Origin of the sequence: Sphaerisporangium sp. NPDC049003, assembly GCF_043197795.1 — a bacterium.
Taxonomy (GTDB): Bacteria; Actinomycetota; Actinomycetes; order Streptosporangiales; family Streptosporangiaceae; genus Sphaerisporangium.
In genome coordinates this window covers 28818-50918 of record NZ_JBICTU010000016.1, presented here as the reverse complement: position 1 = coordinate 50918, position 22101 = coordinate 28818, and the positions used below count along the sequence as shown (strand labels likewise).

19 protein-coding genes are annotated in these 22101 nt (G+C 69.5%); 15 read left to right on the top strand and 4 right to left on the bottom strand.

The window, feature by feature from the left end:
- Positions 1–349: 349 nt before the first annotated feature.
- Positions 350–3715, bottom strand: a complete 3366-nt coding sequence (locus ACGFIV_RS18880) for a S8 family serine peptidase (protein WP_392836388.1) — start codon at positions 3713–3715, stop codon at positions 350–352.
- A gap of 297 nt (positions 3716–4012) precedes the next feature.
- Between ACGFIV_RS18880 and ACGFIV_RS18875 the strand changes: the two genes are divergently transcribed.
- The 9 genes from ACGFIV_RS18875 to ACGFIV_RS18835 all read left to right on the top strand — a co-directional run bounded on the left by ACGFIV_RS18875 (position 4013) and on the right by ACGFIV_RS18835 (position 12096).
- Entirely contained in the window at positions 4013–4267 is a 255-nt protein-coding gene (locus tag ACGFIV_RS18875) for a Smr/MutS family protein (protein WP_248964602.1), read from the top strand.
- Positions 4268–4350: 83 nt separating this feature from the next.
- The gene (locus tag ACGFIV_RS18870; protein WP_358560337.1) at positions 4351–4986 is read left to right on the top strand and encodes a pyridoxamine 5'-phosphate oxidase family protein; all 636 of its coding nucleotides are present in this window, start codon (positions 4351–4353) and stop codon (positions 4984–4986) included.
- 413 nt (positions 4987–5399) lie between these two features.
- Entirely contained in the window at positions 5400–5528 is a 129-nt protein-coding gene (locus tag ACGFIV_RS18865) for a hypothetical protein (protein WP_392836383.1), read from the top strand.
- Between the two features lie 67 nt (positions 5529–5595).
- Positions 5596–6456, top strand: a complete 861-nt coding sequence (locus tag ACGFIV_RS18860; RefSeq protein ID WP_392836380.1) for a JmjC domain-containing protein — start codon at positions 5596–5598, stop codon at positions 6454–6456.
- Positions 6453–7370 carry a JmjC domain-containing protein gene (locus ACGFIV_RS18855; protein WP_392836376.1) on the top strand — a complete coding sequence of 306 codons (918 nt, stop codon included), beginning with the start codon at positions 6453–6455 and terminating at the stop codon, positions 7368–7370. Before ACGFIV_RS18860 ends, ACGFIV_RS18855 begins: the two co-directional genes overlap by 4 nt.
- 86 nt (positions 7371–7456) lie before the next feature.
- Positions 7457–9289: an alpha/beta hydrolase family protein gene (locus tag ACGFIV_RS18850; RefSeq protein WP_392836373.1), complete on the top strand. Its 1833-nt coding sequence runs from the start codon at positions 7457–7459 to the stop codon at positions 9287–9289.
- A 1-nt stretch (position 9290) separates the two neighbouring features.
- Positions 9291–9860: a GNAT family N-acetyltransferase gene (locus ACGFIV_RS18845; protein ID WP_392836370.1), complete on the top strand. Its 570-nt coding sequence runs from the start codon at positions 9291–9293 to the stop codon at positions 9858–9860.
- Positions 9853–11145, top strand: a complete 1293-nt coding sequence (locus ACGFIV_RS18840) for an MFS transporter (protein ID WP_392836367.1) — start codon at positions 9853–9855, stop codon at positions 11143–11145. Before ACGFIV_RS18845 ends, ACGFIV_RS18840 begins: the two co-directional genes overlap by 8 nt.
- 69 nt (positions 11146–11214) lie before the next feature.
- Positions 11215–12096 (top strand): aminoglycoside N(3)-acetyltransferase, encoded by an 882-nt coding sequence (locus ACGFIV_RS18835; protein WP_392836365.1) that lies wholly within the window; start codon positions 11215–11217, stop codon positions 12094–12096.
- Between the two features lie 69 nt (positions 12097–12165).
- Here ACGFIV_RS18835 and ACGFIV_RS18830 read toward each other — a convergent pair whose 3' ends face one another.
- Together ACGFIV_RS18830 and ACGFIV_RS18825 are read right to left on the bottom strand one after the other, a co-directional pair.
- A complete protein-coding gene (locus ACGFIV_RS18830; RefSeq protein WP_358553059.1) occupies positions 12166–12678 on the bottom strand; it encodes an SHOCT domain-containing protein in 513 nt (170 codons plus the stop codon).
- 40 nt (positions 12679–12718) lie between these two features.
- Complete coding sequence (locus ACGFIV_RS18825) at positions 12719–14140, bottom strand: M1 family metallopeptidase (protein ID WP_392836362.1); 1422 nt, start codon at positions 14138–14140, stop codon at positions 12719–12721.
- A 348-nt stretch (positions 14141–14488) separates the two neighbouring features.
- Here ACGFIV_RS18825 and ACGFIV_RS18820 point away from each other — a divergent pair, with 348 nt between their 5' ends.
- The 6 genes from ACGFIV_RS18820 (at position 14489) to ACGFIV_RS18795 (ending at position 19044) form a co-directional block, all read left to right on the top strand.
- Positions 14489–15667 carry a copper resistance protein CopC gene (locus ACGFIV_RS18820; RefSeq protein ID WP_358553053.1) on the top strand — a complete coding sequence of 393 codons (1179 nt, stop codon included), beginning with the start codon at positions 14489–14491 and terminating at the stop codon, positions 15665–15667.
- A 113-nt stretch (positions 15668–15780) separates the two neighbouring features.
- A complete protein-coding gene (locus tag ACGFIV_RS18815) occupies positions 15781–16164 on the top strand; it encodes a hypothetical protein (protein ID WP_358553051.1) in 384 nt (127 codons plus the stop codon).
- Positions 16143–17489 (top strand): hypothetical protein, encoded by a 1347-nt coding sequence (locus tag ACGFIV_RS18810; RefSeq protein WP_358553049.1) that lies wholly within the window; start codon positions 16143–16145, stop codon positions 17487–17489. The genes ACGFIV_RS18815 and ACGFIV_RS18810 overlap by 22 nt, the downstream gene beginning before the upstream one ends.
- A gap of 124 nt (positions 17490–17613) precedes the next feature.
- Positions 17614–18159 (top strand): DUF302 domain-containing protein, encoded by a 546-nt coding sequence (locus ACGFIV_RS18805; protein WP_358553047.1) that lies wholly within the window; start codon positions 17614–17616, stop codon positions 18157–18159.
- Positions 18160–18388: 229 nt separating this feature from the next.
- The gene (locus ACGFIV_RS18800; RefSeq protein WP_358553045.1) at positions 18389–18631 is read left to right on the top strand and encodes a CopG family transcriptional regulator; all 243 of its coding nucleotides are present in this window, start codon (positions 18389–18391) and stop codon (positions 18629–18631) included.
- The gene (locus ACGFIV_RS18795; RefSeq protein WP_358553043.1) at positions 18601–19044 is read left to right on the top strand and encodes a PIN domain-containing protein; all 444 of its coding nucleotides are present in this window, start codon (positions 18601–18603) and stop codon (positions 19042–19044) included. Before ACGFIV_RS18800 ends, ACGFIV_RS18795 begins: the two co-directional genes overlap by 31 nt.
- Before the next feature lie 213 nt (positions 19045–19257).
- Here the strand turns inward: ACGFIV_RS18795 and ACGFIV_RS18790 are convergent, their stop codons facing one another.
- Positions 19258–22095: a M14 family zinc carboxypeptidase gene (locus tag ACGFIV_RS18790; RefSeq protein ID WP_392836355.1), complete on the bottom strand. Its 2838-nt coding sequence runs from the start codon at positions 22093–22095 to the stop codon at positions 19258–19260.
- Positions 22096–22101: the final 6 nt, after the last annotated feature.

Sequence of the window (22101 nt, the reverse complement as noted above, 5' to 3'; positions counted from 1 at the left end):
CCGGGTGGGCCAGCTACAAAAGAAAATGGGTGTAGCTCTTCAGGGAGCCGAGTAGTCAGGCGATGTCTGTCCTGGTAGCGGGTTTTGATGGACGCGCGCCGGTTCTGCGGCGATGACAGCAGTCGGAGCAGCCGGGCGGGCAGGCGAACGGTGTGCTTTGTGGTCTGTCGGTGGAGTTCACTAGGGTCCCCACGATGCGAAGCAGCTATCTATCCTGGGCCGCTGCAGTCTCTGTTTGGAGGTTCGCGTGCCCCGGCCCTGGCCGCTGTCAGGGGCGTAGCAGTGCCTTGACGTGGGCGGCAAGGACAAGGTGGGCGGGGCCGGTGGGCGCCGGCCCCGCCCTGTTCGGCTACTGGACGGTGATCTTGTCTACTTCGATGGTGATGCCCTTGACCTCAGGGGTCGAGGTGGCGGTGGTGATGGAGCCGGCTCCGGAGGAGACGCCCTTCACCTTCATGGTGTAGGTGAGCTTGCCGCCGGGAGCGCCCGGCGTGCTGGTGACGCGGTAGTCCTCGGTCGGCGGGCCGGAGATCTGGCCGCCGGCGGTGCCTTCCGCGTTCTCCGCTCCCACGGTCAGCCCGTACGAGGCCCCGGGGTCACCGGGCAGGTTCGACGGGTCGTACGCGTAGGTGATGTCCTCGGTGCCGTTGACGCCGATCCACTGCTGGAACACCTTCAGCCCGGTTTCGCCGTACAGGTGGAGGCGCCATTCGAGGACGAGCCAGGTGTCGACGCCGTCGGTGAGCGTGCCCGCGTAGATGCCGGGCGCGCCCGTGCCGTCCAGGTCGGTCCAGTAGCCGGCCAGCACGTTGTTCGGCGGTGTCGTGTCGGGCAGGGTCTGCGGCTGGTACGAGACGTCCGCCGTCCCGGACGTACCGCCCACGACGCTGTAGCCGTCGGAGACGACGCCGATCCGGTTGTAGCTCTTCCCCGCGTAGGTGAAGGCCGGGACGTTGAAGTTGATGGACTCCTCGTCGCCGATCGGGGTCGGCGCGATGCCGAACAGGTCCAGCGGGAGGTAGCCCGCGGGCCCGGTGCCCGGAGCGATGGACGGCTTGTCGGGCTGGCGGGCCGCCAGCGTGGCCTTGGTCGTCGCGATCTGGGTGCCCACCTTGGTGGCCCCGGTCACGCTGTTGAGCCGCAGCTTGGAGTCGAGCGTGCTGAGCGCGGTGACCTCGGTGTCCTTCATGGTGGTGTTCTCGACCGTGACCGTGCAGGTGGACTCGCCGGTGTTCTTGGCGATGGTGCTCGGCGCGCAGGTCTGGTCGACCGGAACCGCGCCCTCCTTGCGGTAGAACGCGACCGGCAGGTGCAGGTCGCGGCTGCCGCCGGTCTGCTTCAGGTTGACCTGGCCGAAGTACTGTCCCTCGGCCAGCTCCGGCGCGGTGATGATGATGGTGAGGTTGACGCTCTTGCCCGGCTTGACGGTGAACAGCGGCGGCAGCACCGTCACGCTCGCTCCGCTCGGAGCGGTGCCCGAGGCGGTGTAGACAAGCGTCTTGTCGGTGACGTTGGTGACCTTGCGCTTGGCGGTGATGATGCCCGGCATGGTCGGCGCGTTCACCGACGGCACGTTCAGGTCGATCCGGTTGAGCGGGTCGAGCGCGGAGGCCGCGTAGTTCGCCGCGGACTCGTCGAGCGTCAGGCCGGGGTCGCCGGCCTTGGTGAGGTCGATGCGCCCGCCGCCGTAGTCGAACGGGTCGGCGGGGGTGACCCGGTCCTGCTTGGTGACCGAGGTCTTGGCCGTGGTCTCCAGGGCGGACTTGACCTGGCCCGGCGTCCAGTCCGGGTGCAGCGCGAACAGCAGGGCGCCGGCCCCGGCCACGTGCGGGGAGGACATCGAGGTACCGGCGATCACCTGGTAGAGGTTGCCCGGGGGGCCCTCAAGGGGTGACTCGGGCGTCGGGGTCTGCCCGGCCAGGATGTGCAGGCCGGGAGCGGTGACGTCCGGCTTGAGGAAGTCGCCGCCCGGTCCCCGCGAGGAGAACGTGGTCATGGCGTCGCCCTGCCAGGTCGTCTTGGTGCCCGCGGTGAACGCCGCCTTCGCGCCCGGGTTGGCGGTGAGGAAGTTCAGCAGGGTCGTGCTGTCGGGCTGATCGATGTGGACCGCAGGCAGCCAGTGGTTGTCGGTCATCACGTCGAGCGGCGTGGCGTTGTACAGGAGCATGCCCGCCGCGCCGCCCTGCTTGACGTTGAAGCCCTTGAGCACCCGGTTGGGCCCGCGCTGGCAGACGACGATCTTGCCGGCGAACAGGCCCGGGGGGGCGGGGGTGTCGCACAGCGGCTTGGAGTACGGCGGAGCGGCGGCCGACACCACGGGGAGCGGCGAGGCGACTCCGGCCGTGATCGAGGCGCCGGACACGGTGGCGGTGGCCCCGCCCGTACCGGTGAGCGTCACGGTCGACCGGAAGGTACGGGTCTGCGTGGACGCGGCGACGGTCGTCACCCACGGGCTGCGGTGGTCGGTGGTGTTCGCCCCGGGACCGGAGTTGCCCGCCGAGGCGGACACGAACACACCGGCCGCGTACGCGTCGAGGAACGCCAGCTCCACCGGGTCGCTGTACGGGTCGCTGCCGCCCGAGATCGAGAAGTTGATCACGCGGGCGCCGTCGAGGATCGCGCGGCCGACGGCGGCGGCGGAGTCGGAGGGGAAGCAGCCCTCGGCGCCGCAGACCTTGTAGACCGAGACGGCCGCCGCGGGCGCGATGCCGCGGATGGGGCCGCGGCTGATGCCGAGCGGGTTGGCGTCCGCCACGGGGCCGCCCGCCGAGGTGGTGGCGGTGTGGGTGCCGTGCCCGTTGGAGTCACGCGCGCTGGTGCCGTACACCTCGCCGCCGAAGACGAGGTTGTAGGTCGCCAGGAACGGCTGGCCGCCGATCAGCTTGTGGTTGCAGACGAACGGGTCGTTCGCGGGCGTCAGCGGGTTGTCCCCGAAGTTGCAGGCCCGGGGCGTGCCGTCCTTGGTCGGCGGGGGAGCGGGCAGGTTGCCCGGGTCCGCGAAGGACGGGTGCTCGGGCCAGACGCCGGAGTCGAGGCTGGCGTAGACGACACCCTTGCCGGAGGAGGCGCTGCCGCCGAGCTTGTTGTAGATCGTGGGGGCGCCGATGAACTCCCCGCTGGAGTCCGTGAGGGGCTGCTGTAGCTTGTCCTCCTGCACGGCCGCCACGCCGGGCAGCTTCAGCAGGTCCGCCGCCTTGTTGGCGGGCACGGTCAGCGCGATGCCTCCGTAGACCGTACGGAGCTTCTGCCCGGGCTTGGCGCCGGGGATCCGCTTGGCCAGCTCGCCGAGGAAGCTGGCCTCGATGCCCTCGATGTGCTTCTCGTACTGCTTGGCGGGCGCGCTCTTGATGTCGAGGCTCTTGCCGGTGACCTGCGGGCTGGTGCCCGGGAGCCCCTTGAGGTCGCCCTTGTACGCCGCCAGCGAGTCGTAGTCGAGCTTGACGACCACGCTGACCGGGTTGCTCGACGTCGCCTTGAAGAGGGCTGTGTCACTCTTCGCCAGCTTGCCGCTCGGAGACTTGGCCCCCTGGACACGGTCGGCGGCGGTGAGCGGGGTCGCCTTCCACTTGCTGGTCGACCCTGTCGCGGGGGTGGGGGTCGGTTCCGCTGAAGCCGGTACGGCCGGGCACATCACGCCGACGACCGCGAGACTCGCGCCGACGGCCGCGATGCGGCGCGCTCGGGATAAGAGAGTGGGCAGGGGCTTGCTTGGCACGACACCTCCTGGAGAACCACTGGAAACCGCCGCCCAGCGGGCATGGAGGAGCCACGTCGCCCGTGAGAGAGCACGGGGAAGGACCCCACCCTCCCCGTTGGGCGACTCGTGGATGGCCACCCGTTTCCGGGCGACCAAACACAGTCGGAGTCTAGAGGCGGACCACATTCACGCCTAGATCACTCCAGCTACGGATGTGCAGCAATATCTGACCAAATATGGACACGAGCCGGTTAAATGGTGCGATAGCCGCAGTTAGAAGAACGTTCCAAAGCGCAGGGACGTACAATCACGGGCGTGAAGCTGAAACTGGATCTCCACGACATCTACAACAGGGGCGGCGAGATCGACCGGGCGCTGCGCGGGATCATCCAGGAGGCCGTGCAGAAGAAGGCCACCGAGGTCGAGATCATCCCCGGCAAGGGCTCGGGCCAGCTCAAGAAGAAGGTGCTGCGCTTCCTCGACCAGAAGGAAATCAAGGCCCTCTACCACCGCATCGACAAGGACGCCAAGAACCACGGCCGCCTGTTCGTGTACTTCCGCTGGAAGTAGGCCGGAGGGGGCCTCCTGCGGTCAGGAACGCGCCACGTATGCTGGGCGGCGGTCATGATCGCATGATGGCGTGAGGAGACGCGGTGACGGGGAACGCGGACTTCGTGGAGATCACCTCCAAGTCCGAGCTGCGCGAGCTGCTCGGCGAGCCGATGCCGAGGGCGGTCTCCAAGGAGCGGGTGGCGCTGCACGAGCGCGACAGGGAGTGGCTCGCGGCGTCCCCGTTCTGCCTGATCGCGACGGCCGGCGCCGACGGCACCTGCGACGTCTCGCCCAAGGGCGACCCGCCCGGCTTCACCCACGTGATCGACGACGTCACGATCGCGATCCCCGACCGTCCGGGCAACCGCCGGGTGGACGGCTTCGTCAACGTCCTGGAGAACCCACACGTCGGCCTGGTCTACGTCGTTCCGGGCCGCACCGAGACCCTGCGCGTCAACGGCAGGGCCCGGCTGCTGCGCGAGGCGTCGTTCTTCGACCAGATGATCGTCAAGGGGCACCGGCCCTCGCTGGCCCTGGTCGTGGAGATCGAGCAGATCTTCTTCCACTGCGGCAAGTCATTCCTGCGGTCCTCGCTGTGGAAGCCCGAGACGTGGAACCCCGACGCGCTGCCGACGCACGCGCGCATAGTGAAGAGCGTCCAGCGGACCGAGGAAACCCTGGAACAGCTCGAACGCTACTACGGCCCTGAGTACGCCACGCGCCTCTACGGCTCCTGACGGGCGCGCCAAGTCCGGAGGTTCCTGACGGGTGCGCGCTGAATCGGTCCTGAACCACTTCTGAACGGCCGCACCCCTACTCGGATCGCTTCTGCCGCGCCTTCTCCCGTGCGCACTTTCGTCTCCTCTGACAACCCCGTGCCGCGTCCGCGCGCGATCGCATCGCGCTGCGCCGATCGTCTTCGAGCATGTCGACGTGCCGCCCGTCAGGCAAGGAGGCCCTCCTCACCGAGATGCCGTCCGGTGGGCGCGAGAGCGGAGAGACTACCACCGCAGCGGCCTCCGCAGACGATTTAAATAATGAGCGCAATATCGAATAAATAGCGGTTGACAGCCTTTAAGGGGGTCTGGGTAACCTTCAATCGGCAACGCGATCTACACAAAGTAGGTCGGCCTAGAGAAGGAGATTCATTATGGCACTTCGTGACACCGTGAAGTCCCTCGCCGGCCAGGAGGACGGTGCCGCCGAGCGTAATGTCGGTGAGGCCGAGGACGCTTTCGACGCCCCCATGATGATCATGAACCAGATCCACGAGGCCTAAGCCCCCATGATGGTTCGGATCCGGGAGGCACGGCCTCCCGGATCCCTTCTCAAAGGGAATGATTCAATTGGGTCACAAACTTGTCGAGCTCCTTCGCGCCCAGGGAATCTTCGGCGACGTGTGGGCGAAGGACCACAAAGTCGTCCGTGGCGCGATAAATCCGGCCGACTACATATCGACGGGCCTCATCACCGGGAAACTGGAGGCGAGTCTTCTCCGCTGGCCGTATTTCTCCGTGCTCCGTGACGGCCAGGTCCCGCAGGTCGGCACGTTCACGCGCGTGCGGAACGTCATCGGCCACCCCCGCGATGGGTTCGCCGACCTCGCGAAGATCCGCCGCCTCATGGACGCCGGCGCGACGCTGAAGCTCAACCAGCTCTCGGACTGGCACCGGCCGACACGGGAGATCGTCCGGGCGATCGAGGAGTCGGCGCCCGTGTGCGTTTCCACCTACGTGTTCTGGACGCCGGAGGAGAAGCGGGGGATGCTTCCCCACCGGGACGCCTCCCACGTGGTGGTGGTCCAGCTCGAAGGCCGCAAGGAATGGCACCTATACGCACAGAAAGGCCAGGTCAGGTCGGACGCGGGGCTCGACGTCGACAACGTGGAGCCGAGCCACAGGTTCGTGCTGGAGCCGGGGGACGTGCTGTACCTGCCCCACGGCTGGCCGCACGACGCCGTGGCGCATGGCGGGCCGTCCATGCACCTGACGTTCACCCTGACCGAGCCGACCCCCGAGGACCTGCTTGAGGCGCTCCGGCAGCACATCGAGGACGCCGACCCCGACCTGGTCGGGCGATTCCACACACGGACCCTTGAGGAGCGCTCGACCGACGTGCAGGCGGCGCTCGTCCGCGGGCTGGACGAGCTCGACGCCGAGACCTGGACACGACTCGCGCTTTCGACGATGAGGAAGAAGACAGGATGAGCGACCTGGCGGTGGAGCGACGAGAGGAAACCGGCCTGCCGACCCGGCTGGAAGACCTGGTGGGCGACGTCGGCGACTTCTTCACCGATCACTGGGGAAACCAGCCCACGGTCTTCCGCGCGTCCGCGGACCTGCCGGGGCTCATCTCCGAGCAGGAGATATGGGATGAGGTCGACTGCGGACTGCTGATCCGCCCGTACTTCACCGCCTTCAACGAGGGGGTGCGGTCGGCGCTCACGGACATGACGAAAAAGAGGAACATCGTCGGTCACGAGGTTCCCGGATACATCAACAAGGAACAGATCCTCAAGGACTTCGCCGCCGGGGGGACGTTCAAGTTCAACCAGCCGGAGCACTGGCATCCCCGCATTCGCGCGCTGGTCGAGAGCCTCGCGCCGGAGTTCCGCGCCGAGCTGGAGGCGTATGTCTTCCTGAGCCCTCCTGGCAAGACCGCGATCCAGGCGCACATGGACGGCTCGCACGTGCTGGTGCTTCAGGTCGCCGGTGTCAAGGACTGGCATGTCGGGCTGCTCGACGAGACCTCGATCAGCGGATCGGACCGGTATCACCAGCCCGATATCCCGGAGGACAGGCGCATCGACGTCACCCTCACGCCGGGAGACGTTCTCTACATGCCGCACGGCGCCCCGCACTACGCCACGGCCCGCGTCGGCAACTCGATTCACATCGCCATCACCATCGAGGAGCCGACGACCGGTGACCTGGCCGACGTGTATCTCGCGCAGTTCATGAGCGAGCCGCTGTTCGACAATTTGATGATCGACCACCACCGGCTGAGCCCCAATGCGAAGGTGGACCTTCTCCGTGAACTGCTCGGGGCTCATCTCTCCACCGCCGACCCGATCAGAACGCTGGAATCGACAATCAAAATGAGAAAGGCGCACCAGCGCTAGGAAACAGGGATGTAGAAGCGGTGGAACCGGTCGACCTCGCCAATTGGATCGAATATCTCGGCAGCGAGCCCCGTATGAGGAGCGTGGTGGCGGTAGGGGGTGCCTATTTCGTCCTTATCGTGGAGGTGCCCGAGGGCCGCCGTACCGTCACCAACGCCATCGTCTACGAACGCGGGCTCACCGGGTGGGCTCCCCAGCGGGTGATCCGGGGCGCCGGCCGCGTGGTCCCCGTCCGGAAGTCCGAGATCGTGTTCGCCAGAACGGCGGGCCGGGCTCAGAGCATCTCGTACCTGGACCTGGCCCGGCCGGACATGCCCGAGACCGAGATCCGCCGCGTGCCGGGCCGCGTCGGCTCGCTGCTGTGGCGGCCGGACGAGGAGGCGCTGCTGCTGACCTTCCAGCCGCCCGACGGCACCTCCTCCGAGATGCCCGGTGCGCTGCGTACCACGAAGGCCAACTTCTCGCTCGCGGACACCGGGGAGCTGTGGCGGGTCGCCACGCTGTCCCTCGACGGGTCGTTCCGTGAGGAGCGGTGCCCGCCGGCGCTCACGGGCGAGATGACCTGGGCCGAGGGCGGCCGGATGGCCGGGGGCATCGCCCGCGAGGAGCGCGGCGGCGTCCAGAGATACGGACTCGCCGTCTGGGGGCCGGGGGAGGGGCCGGTCGAAGAGGTGTGGCTGGACGGGTGCGACCTGTCCGGCCCGCTCACGTCGCCCGGCGGGCGCTCGGTGGCGCTGGTCGCCTCCAGCGGCGGCTTCGGCCCCGACCACCTGGAGCACCATCCGTACGTCCTCGACCTCGTGGAGCTGACGCTCCGGCCCGTGCCCACCGACCGCGAGGTGTGGGCCGTCCCGCAGTGCTGGCTCTCGGACACCCGGCTCCTGGCGACCTCCGAGCGCGGCAGCGTACGGACGCTCCAGGTCTGCGACCTGTCCGACGGCACCTGGTCGGAGAGGGACACCGGATCGTCGGTGCTGTCGGTGTCGGCGACCGGGGCGGACCGCGTCGTCGCGATCCACTCGGGGGTCGGCACCCCTCCGTACCTCACGGCCGGCGACCTGGACGGGCCGTACGAGGAGCGCGTGGAGTCCTCCGCGCCCGTCGCCGGGCTCACCGGCCGCCTGGAGCGGCACCGGGTCGTGCTCGGCGAGGTCCCGATGGGGTACGCGCTGTGCCTTCCCCCGCGGGGGGTACGGGCGCGGGGGCTGATCGCGATGTTCCACGGCGGCCCGACCATGAGCTGGTGCGACTGGTCGTGGAGATGGAACCCGTGGCCCTTCACGCGGCTCGGCTTCACCGTGGCCCTGGTGGAGCCGCCCATGTCCAGCGGGTACGGCACCGCGAACATGGCGGCGGGCTGGCGCGCCTGGCGGTCGGGCATCGGGGCCGGCGCCGTCGCGCTCGTCGAGGAGATCAGGACGCGGCACGGCCTCGCCGGCGTCCCCTTGCTCGCGATGGGAGGCAGCTTCGGCGGCTACCTCGCCCTGCACACCGCCTGTGAGCTGGACGTCCGCCTGGCCGTCGCCCACGCGAGCCCGCTCGACCTCTCCGGCGTGGCCTACGGCTCCGCGGCCTTGTGGTCGTGGGTGCGCGAGTACGGCCACCCCCTTCACGAAGGTCCCCTGTACGCCGGGCAGTCGGTGAGGCCGGAGCGGGTACGGCCCGGCACGCGCGTCCTGCTCTCGCACGGGATGGCCGACCACCTCGTGCCGTACACCGAATCGGTGCGCGCCCACCGGATCCTGGTGCGCGAGGGCGTCGACAGCGAGCTTGTGCTGTTCCGCGACGAGGGCCATGCTCTCCGGCAGCCCGGAGTCGTCGCCGACTGGTACCGCTGGACCGCGCGAGCGTGTCTGGAGGCCGCCGCGACGACACCGGGCCAGGACAGGTTCAGTTCCGTCGACATGGGGAGCGATTGATATGCCGGGAACCCTGGAGCTTCGGCCCGTCGTGGAGGCCGACCTCCACGCCTTCGACGCGGCCTTCCAGAGCGAGGAGGGCGCGAGCGCGTACCAGTGGTTCGGATTCACCCCGACCGTTGGCCTGTACGAGGCGCTGCGTGCGCGGCGGCTGCTCGGAGGGCCCGACAACATGCTCTCCGTCATCGTGGACGGCGAGCTGTCCGGCCGCGTCGAGTGGCTGGAGCGGCGCTGGGGGCGTAGGGACACCTCGCTGTGCTGGGAGATCGCCATCGGCCTGCTGCCGGACCGGCGCGGGCGGGGCATCGGCACCCGGGCCCAGCGCGAGCTGGTGCGCTACCTGTTCACCCACACCCGGGTCGAGCGTGTGCAGGCCACCACCGACCCGGAGAACCGCGCCGAGGTCAGGTGCCTGGAGAAGGTCGGGTTCCGGCTCGAAGGCACCGTCCGCCGCGCGCAGTGGCGCGGCGGGCGCTGGCACGACCAGCTTCTGTTCTCCGTCCTGCGAGACGAGTTCGACCTGACGGCGCCGGACACCCCGGCCGATCGAGAAGGCGGGCCCAATGGCTGATTCCACACTGAACCTCGCCCGCGCCTTTCGGGCCACGCGGGGACACACCGACGCGCGCAGGCTGGTCGCCGTGCACGTCGTCGACTGCGTGGGCAACGGCGTACAGTTCTCCACCCTGGTCCTCTACCTGAACCGGCAGTCGGGGCTGAGCGTCTGGCACATCGGGCTCGGGCTGGCCGTCGGCGGCGCGTTCGGCCTGGTGTCCAACCTCGTCGCCGGGCGGCTGTCGGACAGGTGGGGAGGGCGGCGCCTGCTCGCCGGGCTGCTCGTCGGCCTCGGCGCGGTCTTCTGCCTGCTGCCGCTGGTGCGGAGCCTGGGTGCGTTCGTCCTGTTCGCCACCGTCTACTCGCTGCTGCACTTCTCGTGCGGAGCCCCGTTCATATCGCTGATCGGAGACGCGTTCGGGGCGCGGGACCGCGCGCGGGGCCGTGCCATGATCCGGTCGTTCGGCAACGCCGGCATGGCCGTCGGCGCCGGGGCGTCGGCGATCCTGCTCGCCGCCGCACCCGGCTCCTTCCTGGCCGCCTCGCCGTTCGTCAACGCGGGCAGCTTCCTGCTCGCCGGGCTGATGGTGGCGCGCCTTCGCGGCGGGGCCGTCAAGCGGCGGGCGGACGACGCGCCAAGGACCGCGGGCTGGCACGCCGCCTTCGAGCGCGGCATGCCCTCGATGATCGTCACGACGTCCGTGCTGGGGCTGCACTCCTCGCTGCTCGCGGTCGGGATCCCCCTGTGGATCTCCGTCACCGGGGTCGTCCCGCCGTGGAGCATTCCGGTGCTGATCGGCCTGAACACCGTGCTCGTCGTGGCCTTCCAGGTCGCGGCCGCCGAGCGTTCCGGGGTGTCTTTCCCCACGGCGGTGCGCGGGTCCCGGGTCGCGGGAGTCGTGGGCGCGGCCGGCTGCGCGGTCATGGCGGTGTCGCTGTGGCCGGGCTCCACGGTGGTGGCCGCGTTCATCCTGGTGGTCGGCTTCGGGCTGCTGACCATCACCGAGCTGCTGCAGAACGGCGCGGCCTTCTACCTGGGCCTGAACCTCGGCCCCGACGACCGCCGGGGAGAGTACGCCTCGGCGTTCCACCTCACGCAGATCATCGAAGGGGTCCTCGGGCCGCTGGTGATCGGCGCGGTGTTCAGCGGAGGGGACGGGCTCGCGTGGCTGGTCTTCACCGCCGCGATGCTCCTCGCCGCGGCCCTGTACCGGCGGGTGGCGGGGACGGTGGCGCACCTGGCGGACGATCCGGCGCCCCCCGCGCTCGCGGGGCACGGGAATCCCGCCGGGGCGGAATGACGGGGGTGGGAATGAGGGGCATGAGAATGAGGTGCGCGGGAATGACGGACACGTGGATCAGGGGCGCGGATGCTTCATAGCACCGCGGACGAGAGCGTGCCAGGGCCCTTCACGCGGGAGGGCCTGGCCGGGGATCTGGCCGCGCTCGGGCTCGAACCGGGGGACGTCGTCATCGTCCACGCCTCCATCAAGGCGATCGGATGGGTCGTCGGAGGCGGCGTCGCACTCCAGCAGGCCCTGCGGGACGCCGTGGGGGAGCAGGGGACGCTGGTCGTCCCCTCGTTCACCACGTATCTGAGCGACCCCGGCACGTGGGTGAACCGGCCCGTCCCGCCGCAGTGGTGGCAGACCGTACGGGCGACGCTCCCGCCGTTCGACCCGCACCTGCACCCCGCCCAGCCGGGCCTCGGCCGGTTCCCCGAGATCGTCAGGACGGCCGGGGGCGCGCGAAGGTCGTCACACCCGCTGTACTCCTTCGTCGCCGACGGCCCGCACGCCGAACGCGTCGTCGCCGACCACCCGCTGTCGTACGGCCTGGGCGCCGGCGGTCCCCTCGGGCGGCTGTGCGACCTCGGGGCCAAGGCGCTGCTCCTCGGGGTCGGCTGGGACAAGTGCACGATGCTGCACCTCAGCGAGCATCTGACGCCCTTCAGGGGACGCAGGACGCATCGGGTGGCCGTCCCCGCTCGCCGGGCGGACGGCCTGACCACCTGGCGGGATACGCGGCAGCTCGTCATGTACGAGGGCGACTTCGGCCGGGCGGGGGAGTACATCGGCTCGCGGGGCGCGGGCCGTACGGGGGCCGTGGGGAACGCGCGGTCGGTGCTCTGCCCGGTAGGCCCGCTGGTCGACGCGGCGAACGACTACTTCCTGCGGCACAGGAACCTGACCCGGGCCCTCGCCCCGCCGTACCTCCGCGACGTCCGCGAGTCGGACTCGTCGGCGTACTAGGCGTTCCCGGCTCGGCCGGGGGCTTCGCGGCGGGAGCGGCGGGATCGGCGTGCGTGGGTCAGGGGGAAGTCACATCTCGCGGAGGATCTTCGCTTTCGCCTGCTCGAACTCGGCGGGGGACAGGGTGCCCGCGTCGAGCAGCTCGCGGAGTTTCTGGAGCCGGACGATCGGATCCTGGGAGTCCGTGGACCCGCCGGGCGCCCCTGTTGGGGAAGGCGCCTGGCCCGGGGTGAACATCTGCCAGGAATCGGGCGTCTCACCGCGGGTGAACACCTGGCCGCGCGCCACGATGACCCGGCCGTCGCGGCGAGTGGCCGGGTCCAACGCGGCGTTGATACGGTCGATCGGGGCGGGCCCGAAGCCCTTGAAGGTGCCGAGGAAGAAGCTCAGCAGGGCGCCGATGATGGCGCCCGGGAGGATCCACGCCCACTTCTCCGTGCCCGGCGGGCACTCGCGCGCGGAGACGTAGTTGCCACCCGACGCGCAGCTACCGCCACGGATCAGCTGATACAACGCGTAGAGCGCGAACCCCAGGCATACCAGGGAGATCAGCGAACCGACGCAGACGCGGATTCGGTACATCACAGCGCGAACCGTACAGCAGCAGCCGAACTTTCCGCGCCTACCAGGCCGACGGCTTTCCCTTCTGGTGGAGCCACACGTCGAAGAAGTTCGTCAGATCCATGCCCGAGACCTCCTGCGCCTGACGGACGAAGTCGGCGGTGCTCGCGTTGCCGTACCGGTGCGCGGCGGCCCACTCCTTCACCAGGCGGAAGAACGCGGTGTCGCCGATCTTGCCGCGCAGCGCGTGCAGCGTCATGGCGCCCCGGTTGTAGGGCACGTTTCCGAACATGTCCACCGGGCCGGGGTCGGTCGTGACGGTCTGCCAGAACGACGAGGTCGCGGCGCGCCCGTAGTTGCTTGTGGAGCTGAACGTCTGCTGCGCCGTGGCGCCGCCGTTGTGCTCGGTCCACAGCCACTGGGCGTACGTCGCGAAGCCCTCGTTGAGCCAGATGTCGGACCACCGGTTGAGCGACACGCTGTCGCCGTACCACTGGTGCGCGATCTCGTGCGCCATCGTGCCGAGGCTCGGGGAGCTGGAGAAGATGGGCTTGGTCTGGCTCTCCAGGGCGTAGCCGACGTCCGGCGCGCGGTCGACGATCGCCCCCGCCGAGGCGAAGGGGTACGGCCCGAAGATCGTGCTGAAGTACTCGATGATGTCCGGGATCCTCGCGACGGTGGCCGCCGACTGGGTCACCAGCCGGGGGTCGACCGCGGTGTAGACGGGGATCCCGCTCGGCGTCGCCGACCGGGTCACCTGGAAGTTCCCGATGGTCATCGTCGCGAGGTAGGTCGCCATCGGCTCGGTCGAGTCCCAGACGAACGTCGTCCTGCCCTTCTCCGTCGTCTGCGACAGCAACTGGCCGTTGCCGACGGCCGTGATCCCTTCCGGCACGGTGACGCGGAAGGTGAACGTCGCCTTGTCCGTGGGGTGGTCGCTGCCGGGGAACCAGGCCGTGGAACCCTGCGGCTCGCCCGGTACGAACACGCCGTCATCGGTCGGGACCCATCCCTCGATGGACTCGTCCGGGTCGGTGATGACCGGCGGCGTCCCCGCGTACTTCACGACGACCGTGAAGGGCTTGCCCTCCTTGAGCTTGGGGCGCGGCGTCACGACGAGCTCCTGCCCGTCCCGCCGGAAGTCCGCCCGGTGCCCGTCCACCGTCAGGGCCGTGATCTCGGGGCCCCGGAAGTCGAGGTCGAACTGGTCCAGGTCCTCGGTCGCGACCGCGGTGATCGTCGTGACGGCGTCGATGCGCCGACCGGCCGTCTCGTAGGAGAACGCGATGTCGTAGTGCCGGACATCGAAGCCGCCGTTGCCCTGGTCCGGGAAGTACGGGTCGCCGACGCTCGGCGCGCCGGCCGAGTAACGCGGCTTGCCAGGTTCACCTGGGGCGGCGAACGCGGGGTGTGCCGACGGGACGCTGACCAGCACACTCAGCGCGGCCGTCACGACCGTACCGCCCAGACGGTGAAATCTCATGCGATCCCTTTCAGCGGTTCGAGCCGTGGAAGCTGAAGCGGATCGTATAAAGACCCTCATAAACGGTCAAGAGTGCTATAAGTCGCTAAAACAGGAAATTTCTCCCCATCTGTCGGTGCTCGCCCGTGATTGCCGATCAACGGCCGCGCGGCCGGGCCGATGACGCTCGGTTGCCGGGCGGCCGGCCGAAGGCCGCGCGGCCGGTCGGGGCTCCGCATGGAGTGGTACGGCAAGATGACCAGGCATTTCTGGCCGGTGAGAACCCCCTTCCGGCGCCTTGGGCAAGATCCGGTGAAGGGTTGACGATCGAGGAGCCTGGTGGCGACAATGTGGCCCAGCATCCCGTGCGTGACACCGGTCGGCACAACCGGCGAGCGCGACGGATCGTCCCCCCAATACGACGTGGTCGGCGCACGCGTACGGTACCCGGAAGGATCGACGCTGCGCTCTTCCCGACGCACACGGCTCTGCGCCCCGCCGGCCGCGAGCGGAGCCCTCGCGAGCCCGTCCGGCTCGCTTATCGGCCCCCGCATCGGCTCGCGGGTCGCGCGGTGGGTGGGCCGGCTGTTCCTTGCGGCCGTCGTCGGCGGCATCGCGATGACCGGCCTCGCACCGCCCGCGTCCGCCCACGGGCAGCTCGCGCTGTCGAACCCGGCGAAGGACAGCACGGTCTCCGAACCCCTGGAGTCACTTGAGCTGTACTTCACCGAGCGGCCCATCTCCAACGCGTACTTCACCGTCACCGCCCCCAGCGGTGTCCGGGTCGACCGGCACTGGACGTACGGGGAGCCCAAGCGCCTCGACGAGCCGGTCCAGGAGTACCAGCTCGTCGACGGCACCTGGGAGCCGCGCCTGTTCCACGTCGGGTACGCGGCGAAGGTCCCCGTGGCGTACTGGCCGGAGCAGGGCACCTACGTCGCCCGCTACCTGACGGTGGCCTCGGACGGGGAGGAGGTCAAGGGAGAGGTCCGGTTCACCTACAAGGGCAAGATGTCGGCGCCGCCCAAGGGCTGGAAGACCCCCACCGACCAGCCCGAACCCGCCCTGCTCGCCGCGGCCGGCGGCGAGGGCGCCGTCCCCCAGACCACCGCCCCCCAGTCGGTCCCTGAGACCGGTACGGTCCCCGAGACCGGCGCGGCGACGTCGGGGCCGCAGATAGGCCCCGTCCCTCAGACCGGCTCCGTCCCCGAGACCGGCGCGGCCACCACCTCGCCGCAGGCCGCGCCCGTGCCCGAGACCGGGGTGACGGGCGTAGCGCCCAAGGCCGGAACGCGGTCCGACTCCGGTACGGGCGTGATGGTCTGGCTGGTGCCCGCCGTCCTGGTCGTCGGAGTGGGCGTCATGGTGGTCCGCGCGGCCCGCCGCCCGGCACCGGCCGACGGCTCGGGAGGCCGTCCCGCATCCGGCGACGCCACGGCCCGCCGCCCTTCAACCGGCGCCAAGGCGAGGAAACCCCCGGCCCAGCGCACGGCCGCCCCAGGCAGGAAACCACCTGCCAAGACCACCAAGACGACCAAGCGACGCTGAGCACCATCCTCACCCCCGTCGCGCCAGGTCGCCGAGCGACGTCGAACCCCCCGTCCCCCCTCCTCACGCAAGGCCGCCAAGCCACATCGCTCCACCCCCCAGGAGAACCGCCGATGACGTCCACCCTCGCCCGCCGCCGTCCGTTGCTCGCCGCCCTGGCGCTCGCCTTCGCGCTGCTGATGGCCACGTCGGCCTGCGGCGGTTCGAACGCCGCCGCAGCTCCCGGCGCCTCGACGGTCAAGGAGATCGTGGTGACCATCGCCGGTCGCACCGTGACGCCCCCGCCCGGACGGGTCGACGTGACCAAGGGCCAGACGGTACGGATCACGGTGACCAGTGACGTCGCGGACGTGGCGCACGTACACGGCTACGACAAGGCGGCGGACCTCAAGCCCGGCACCCCCGCGAAGATCGAGTTCGTCGCCGACCAGAGCGGGCTGTTCGAGGTCGAGACCCACGGCACGGAGTTGCAGCTGTGCCAGCTCCTGGTGCGCTAGGCGGCGGGGTGCTCCTGGCTCACGGCATCGGCGGGCGCCAGGACCTGCCGATCCCGTTCTCGGCGGCGCTGACCGGCGCGATCCTCGCGCTGCTCGTGTCCTTCGTGGCGCTCGGCGCGCTGTGGACCGAGCCCAGGCTGGGCGGTGCCCTCGCGCGCACCCGCCCGTTGTCCGCCCTGCTCCAGCGCGCCGTGTCCTCCACGGCCTGGCCGTGGGTATGGCGGCTCGCCGGCCTGGCCGCCGCCACGTACTTCTGCGTCGGCCTGCTCTTCGGCCCCGACGACGTCGACAACCCCACCGCAGGGGTCTTCTACGTCGTGTTCTGGGTGGGCCTGGTGCCGCTGTCGCTGCTGTTCGGCCCGGTGTGGCGCGCCCTCAACCCGCTGCGCACGCTGCACCTGCTGGCCTGCGCGGCGCTCGGGCGCGACCCCCGGCTCGGGCTGCGGCGGCTTCCCCCCGGTCTCGGATACTGGCCCGCGGCGGCCGGCATCTTCGCCTTCGTGTGGCTGGAACTGGTCGCCCCCGAGCGGGCCACCCTTCCCGTCATCACGTTCTGGCTCGCGGCGTACACGCTGGCCATGCTCGCGGGAGCGGTGGTCTTCGGGTCGGACTGGTTCGACCGTGGGGACGCCTTCGAGGCGTACAGCACCCTGGTCGGCAGCCTCGCCCCGGTGGTGAGACGCCGCGACGGCGTCGTGACCTGGCGCAACTCCCTCGACGGCATGGCCGGCCTACGGCCCGCGCCCGGACTGACGGTGCTGGTGGTGGTGCTCCTCGGCTCCACCATGTACGACAGCCTCTCCAACGCGCCGATCTGGGTGCGCTTCGTCCAGGAGAGCGCGCTGCCGTCGCCGGTGATGGGTACGGCCGGTCTGGTCACCGTCATCGGCCTGGTGCTCGCCGCCTACCTCGGTACGACCGCGCTGGCCGGCCGCTGGGGCGAGGCGGAGCCGGGCACGACGGCGGGCGAACTGGCCCACGCCATCGTGCCGATCGCCGTCGGGTACGTGGTCGCGCACTACTACACGCTCTTCCTCCTGGAAGGCCAGCGGACCCTCGCCCTGCTCTCCGACCCGCTCGGCACCGGGGCCGACTGGCTGGGCACCGCCGGCTGGACCCTCAGCGCGGCCGGCACCACCCCTGCCGGAATCGCGATGCTCCAGGTGACGGTCATCGTCGTCGGCCACGTGCTCGGCACCGTCCTCGCCCACGACCGCGCCCTCGCCCTGTTCCCCCGCCGCGCCGCCGTCCTCGGCCAGATCCCCCTGCTTCTCCTCATGGTCGCCTACACCGTCGTGGGCCTGCTCCTGCTCTTCGCCGCCTGACCTGCGCACCCCGCGTGCAAAGAGCACGGCATCCCGCGCGGAAGACTCCCCAAAGGCAGGTGTGCGCCCCCGGCTACCGGTGATGACCGCCCCGTCCGGAGCGGACGACACATCGGGAGGGATCATGGGCCAGCAGGTACGCCACAGGATCGAAGTCGTGCCGCACTGGGTGAACCGCCTGTCCATGGCGGTCGGCGCGCCGTTCGACGATTTCCGCGCCCGGTACGAGCAGGCCGTCCCGGCGTTCGAGGCCGAACGCTTCGAGCGGCTCGCCGAGGACGACGCCGACTGGGACGCCATCCTCCAGGCGACGGCCGAGAACGCCCCGCACAACTTCATCCTCTACTGGAGCGGGGATTTCACCCACATCATGCGGCTCGCGGGGGACCGGTGGCGTTGCGTCGAGTACCTGATGGGAAACCACGTGATCGCCCAGCGCATGTACCACCACAACCCCGCCGTCCTGCTGTACGCGCCCCTCCGCACGGCCATCTACGAGGACGCCGACGGCGAGACCTGGTTCACGGTGGAACAACCCACCACCCAGTTCTCCAGCTTCGGCAACCCCGCCATCACCGAAGTCAGCAAACAACTCGACCGCGAACTGGCCTCCCTCCTCCACCACCTGAACGTCCCGGTCCCCGCCACCCTCACCTCCCCCACGGGCTGACAACCCCCTCTCAACCTTCAGCCACAGAAGGCACCCATCGCCTCACGACCCCTCGTAGGGACGATGAGGGGGGTATCACACGATCGCGCGAGCCGTAGGACCGTGCGGCCATGCTTCCGGTCGGTGTCTACGCGATCACTTGGCCCGCGTCAGCGGTTCGGGACATCGTTCAATCCGTACTTTCAGTAACTTCAATCTAACGCTGAGTCGGATCGGTATGCTGGCATACATGAAGCGCACCACGGTGAAGCTGTCGGATGAGCTTGATGCTCGTATGCGGCATGAAGCCGAGCGGCGAGGCATGACGGTGTCCGAGTGGACCCGAGAGGCCATTGAGGCGCATCTTCCCAGCGGGGGGCGTCGACAGTTGCTCGCCGCTGGGGCCGGTCACAGTGGGGAAGATGGCATCTCGGAACGTATCCGCGAGATTCTGGACCGGGAATGGGCTCGCCGTCACAGGGAGGCGTCGTAGCCCCTCTGATCATGGACGCAGGGCCCTTGTACGCATATGTCGATGCCGATGACAGGCATCACAAGGCGTGCCTTGCCTTGCTCGAGTCCCATCCTGGACCACTCATCGTGCCTACTCTGGTGGTTACAGAAGCCGCCTATCTCATCTCGACGCGTCTGGGGGCCGAAGCGGAGATCAAATTCTTGGGCGACTTCGCCCGCGGTGTTTTCGCTGTACAACCAGTGCACCCATCCGATTGGCTACGGATGGCGGAGTTCGTATCCACGTATCGAGACCTCCCTCTCGGCACTGCGGATGCTTCCGTTCTGGCGTGCGCTGAGCGGCTACGCATCACTGACATCGCGACTGTGGACCGTCGCCATTTCACAATTGTGCGTCCTCGACACACCACCGCCTTGACGCTTCTGCCGTGAGCGGCCTTCCGGCCTGTTCGTAGCAACCAGAGCATGTTCGATGGGTAACGCATAGCTCACCGGATGCCCGGAGAGGGAGATGCCGCGTGGTCCGCGTCCCCGGCCTGTGCGCCGTCCGGCTTTCGGCGTGGTGTTTCGGGTTTTGGGACGCCGGAGTCCCGGCCGGGGGTTGCCCGGCCGGGACTCGGCTTTGCCTTCTAGGAGGGGACGGGGTCAGCCCACGACGGAGCGCAGGGGGATGCCTGCGGTGTTGAGGGCCTGGACCAGGTCGCGGAGGAAGGGGTGTTCGTCGGCCGAGAGGCCCTCGGGGTTCGGGATCGTGATGTAGGCCGAGCCGTCGGCCACGGCCGAGCTGCCCGTGTCGGTGTACTTCCCGATCACGGCCTCGGTACGTGCCAGGTCGGCCTCGGCGACCTGGATGGTGATGGGCCGCCACTCACCGCCGAGGTTGGCCGGCTCGTCGGTGGACTCCGCCTGTGCGCGAAGGGCGTCCGCGCTGCTCTGCGGCGTCGCCAGTCGCTGCTGCGGCTGGGGTGAGGCGGCGGGCGCCGGGGCGAGCAGTGCGTTCGCGACCAGGTGGATGCCGTTCTCGTTGTAGGCGCGGAACAGCGGGTTGTAGGCGAAGAGCACGGCGTGGCCGGTGCCGGTCGGCTCGTCGACGAGCGCGGCCGTGCCCTTCAGGGTGTCGGCCTTCACGGTGTAGCCGTTGGACCAGAACGTGTCGCCCGCCGGGTAGGTGAGGACGTTCACGCCGGTCTGGGTCGGGTTGAGGATCGGGTCGCCGTTGTTGAACTGGAAGTCCTCCGCCGGGCGTCCGAGCGCCACCGCGCTGGTGTTGGCCACGTTCACCCGGAAGTGCGAGCCGATGACCTGGTAGCCGGTCGGCTTGGCCTTCTCGGTGGTGGAGGTCAGGCCCGCGGCGCGGGCGACCCTGGTGCCCTCGTTACGCAGCCCGAGGTACGTGCCGCCTGCGGCGACCCATGCCTTGAGGTTCGCGAGGCCCTGCGCGGTCAGGCCGCCGGTCGCGCTGCTGCCGTCCGGGACGATCAGCGCGGTACGCCCGGTGAACGCCGCGGTGTTGTCGTTGATGTCGGCGGTCGTCACCGGCTTGAGGTTGAGACCCCAGCGGCTGCCGAGCACGTAGCGCGTCTCACCGTAGGACCCGGAGGTCGTGGAGATGCCGGTGCCGGCGAACAGACCGGTGTCGGGCAGGCGCAGCGCGGTGCCGGTGGCCGGCTTGGAGCTGCCCTTGAGGGTCACGCCGACCGACCGCGCCAGCTTGTCCAGCGCGTTCTTGTCCATAGCCTGAGCCGGCAGGCTGACCACGCCCGTCTTGAGGTCGCGGGTGAGGGCCACGCCCGAGCCGAGGAGCCGGAAGGTGAGCTCTGAGGCGGCGGCGGAGTCCAGCGCGTAGGAGTACGAGCCGTTCTTCGACACCGAGCAGTCGACGCCGCCTTCGAGGCGCTTGACCCGCTCGGCCTTCGGCGACAGCGCGTCCCCGGTGTAGACGGTGTCGACGCCCATCAGCAGCGGGTTGCTCCAGGAGGAGACGTCGTAGAAGTAGGGGAAGGGAACGTAGGGGTCCTCGCCGATCAGCGCCTGGATCCAGTGCTTCTGCGGCTGGTTCATCGGGATCCAGTACGCCCCCGCCGGAACCTTGAGGTTCTTGGCGGTACGGCCGCCGAAGATCCGGGCGTTGGGGACGGTGATCGCCTTTTCGAGCTCGTAGACCTCGACGTCCATGCCCCGCAGCCGCTCGACCAGACGGCGCACGTCGCCGAGCTGCCGGTCGGGCATCAGGAAGTACGACCGGATCTTGATGTCGGCCACCGGGAACTGGACGGTGTTGGTCGGCTGCACGACCTGGTTGGGCTCAAGCGCGCCGGACGCGCCCTCGGCGAGCGCCGTCTGCCAGATCTTGTAGTAGCTGTTGAGGATCTCGTTCTTGTTGGCGGCCGCCCAGCCGGTGGTGGCCCACTGCGTGTTGAACTGCTGCTGCACGCGGTCCTCGACCGCCGAGGTGCTGCCCTTCTCGAAGGTCATACCTGCGGCGCCGAAGCCGGCGGCGGGCACCGTGTCGCCGTACCCCATGTAGAACAGGTCATAGGTGGCGTAGTTGAAGTAGCACTCCGTGGTGACCGCGCCGCCGCAGGCGCCGTTGTAGCCGAAGCCCGCCGCGTTGGCGGCCCCGATCCGGTTGATCCAGTCGACGGGCTGGTCGGCGATCTCGTGGTGGATCGGATCGGCGTTCGGCGGGAAGAAGTACTGGCGCCCGCCCATCTCGTGGGCGTCGACGAAGACCTGCGGCGGGTAGTCGCGCAGCATCGCGATCTTGCCGTCGGTCTCCGGCTGGCTGCGGGCGAACCAGTCCCGGTTCAGGTCGAAGCCGTATTCGTTCTGCCTGCGGCTCGCGTCGCGGCCGTCCGGGTTCTGGGTCGGCACGATGACCGTGACGGTGTTCTCGTTGCGCTTGGCGACGTCGCAGGACAGCCCGCCGGCCAGTTCGTACAGCGTCTTCAGCGCGGCGTCGGCGCCGCTCTTCTCGCCGCCGTGGACGTTGCCCGCGATCCAGACGATGGCGGGGGTGTCCGCGGCGATGCGCGCGGCCTTGTCCGGCCGGAGCGACCGCGGGTCACGCAGTTCCTGGATCTGCTTGGCGATCTTCGCGAGCTGCCCCTTGGCCATGTGCTTCTCGCTGGACACGATGGCGTAGGGCAGCTCCTGGCCGGTGACGCTCCGCGCCATCGTGCCGGTGACCACCCGGCTGGACGCGTTCCCGACGGCCTTGACGTACTTCTGGATCTCTTCGGTCGTCACGACGCGGGACTGGCCCTTGCCGAGGGGGAAACCGAGGAACGACTCGGGGCTAGGCACGGAGGCGATGTGAGCGTTCGGGTCGGAGCTACATTGCGTGGGCTTCCCATGTGAATGGGTGTCCCTGTCCGCGTTCGCGGACGGGCTCAACGGCAGCACGAGTGCGGTCACGGCCATGACCGCGACACCCGCCACCTTCCCGTACACAGGTCTCCTGCACCTGGCGGTGCTTGGCATGACGAC

Coding starts and splice junctions, on each gene's coding strand:
- ACGFIV_RS18835 (WP_392836365.1), top strand. CDS start 11,215: ATGCTTCATAGCACCGCGGACGAGAGCGTGCCAGGGCCCTTCACGCGG.
- ACGFIV_RS18805 (WP_358553047.1), top strand. CDS start 17,614: ATGGGCCAGCAGGTACGCCACAGGATCGAAGTCGTGCCGCACTGGGTG.
- ACGFIV_RS18845 (WP_392836370.1), top strand. CDS start 9,291: ATGCCGGGAACCCTGGAGCTTCGGCCCGTCGTGGAGGCCGACCTCCAC.
- ACGFIV_RS18865 (WP_392836383.1), top strand. CDS start 5,400: ATGGCACTTCGTGACACCGTGAAGTCCCTCGCCGGCCAGGAGGACGGT.
- ACGFIV_RS18840 (WP_392836367.1), top strand. CDS start 9,853: ATGGCTGATTCCACACTGAACCTCGCCCGCGCCTTTCGGGCCACGCGG.
- ACGFIV_RS18830 (WP_358553059.1), bottom strand. CDS start 12,678: ATGTACCGAATCCGCGTCTGCGTCGGTTCGCTGATCTCCCTGGTATGC.
- ACGFIV_RS18790 (WP_392836355.1), bottom strand. CDS start 22,095: ATGCCAAGCACCGCCAGGTGCAGGAGACCTGTGTACGGGAAGGTGGCG.
- ACGFIV_RS18815 (WP_358553051.1), top strand. CDS start 15,781: ATGACGTCCACCCTCGCCCGCCGCCGTCCGTTGCTCGCCGCCCTGGCG.
- ACGFIV_RS18825 (WP_392836362.1), bottom strand. CDS start 14,140: ATGAGATTTCACCGTCTGGGCGGTACGGTCGTGACGGCCGCGCTGAGT.
- ACGFIV_RS18855 (WP_392836376.1), top strand. CDS start 6,453: ATGAGCGACCTGGCGGTGGAGCGACGAGAGGAAACCGGCCTGCCGACC.
- ACGFIV_RS18795 (WP_358553043.1), top strand. CDS start 18,601: ATGGGCTCGCCGTCACAGGGAGGCGTCGTAGCCCCTCTGATCATGGAC.
- ACGFIV_RS18800 (WP_358553045.1), top strand. CDS start 18,389: ATGAAGCGCACCACGGTGAAGCTGTCGGATGAGCTTGATGCTCGTATG.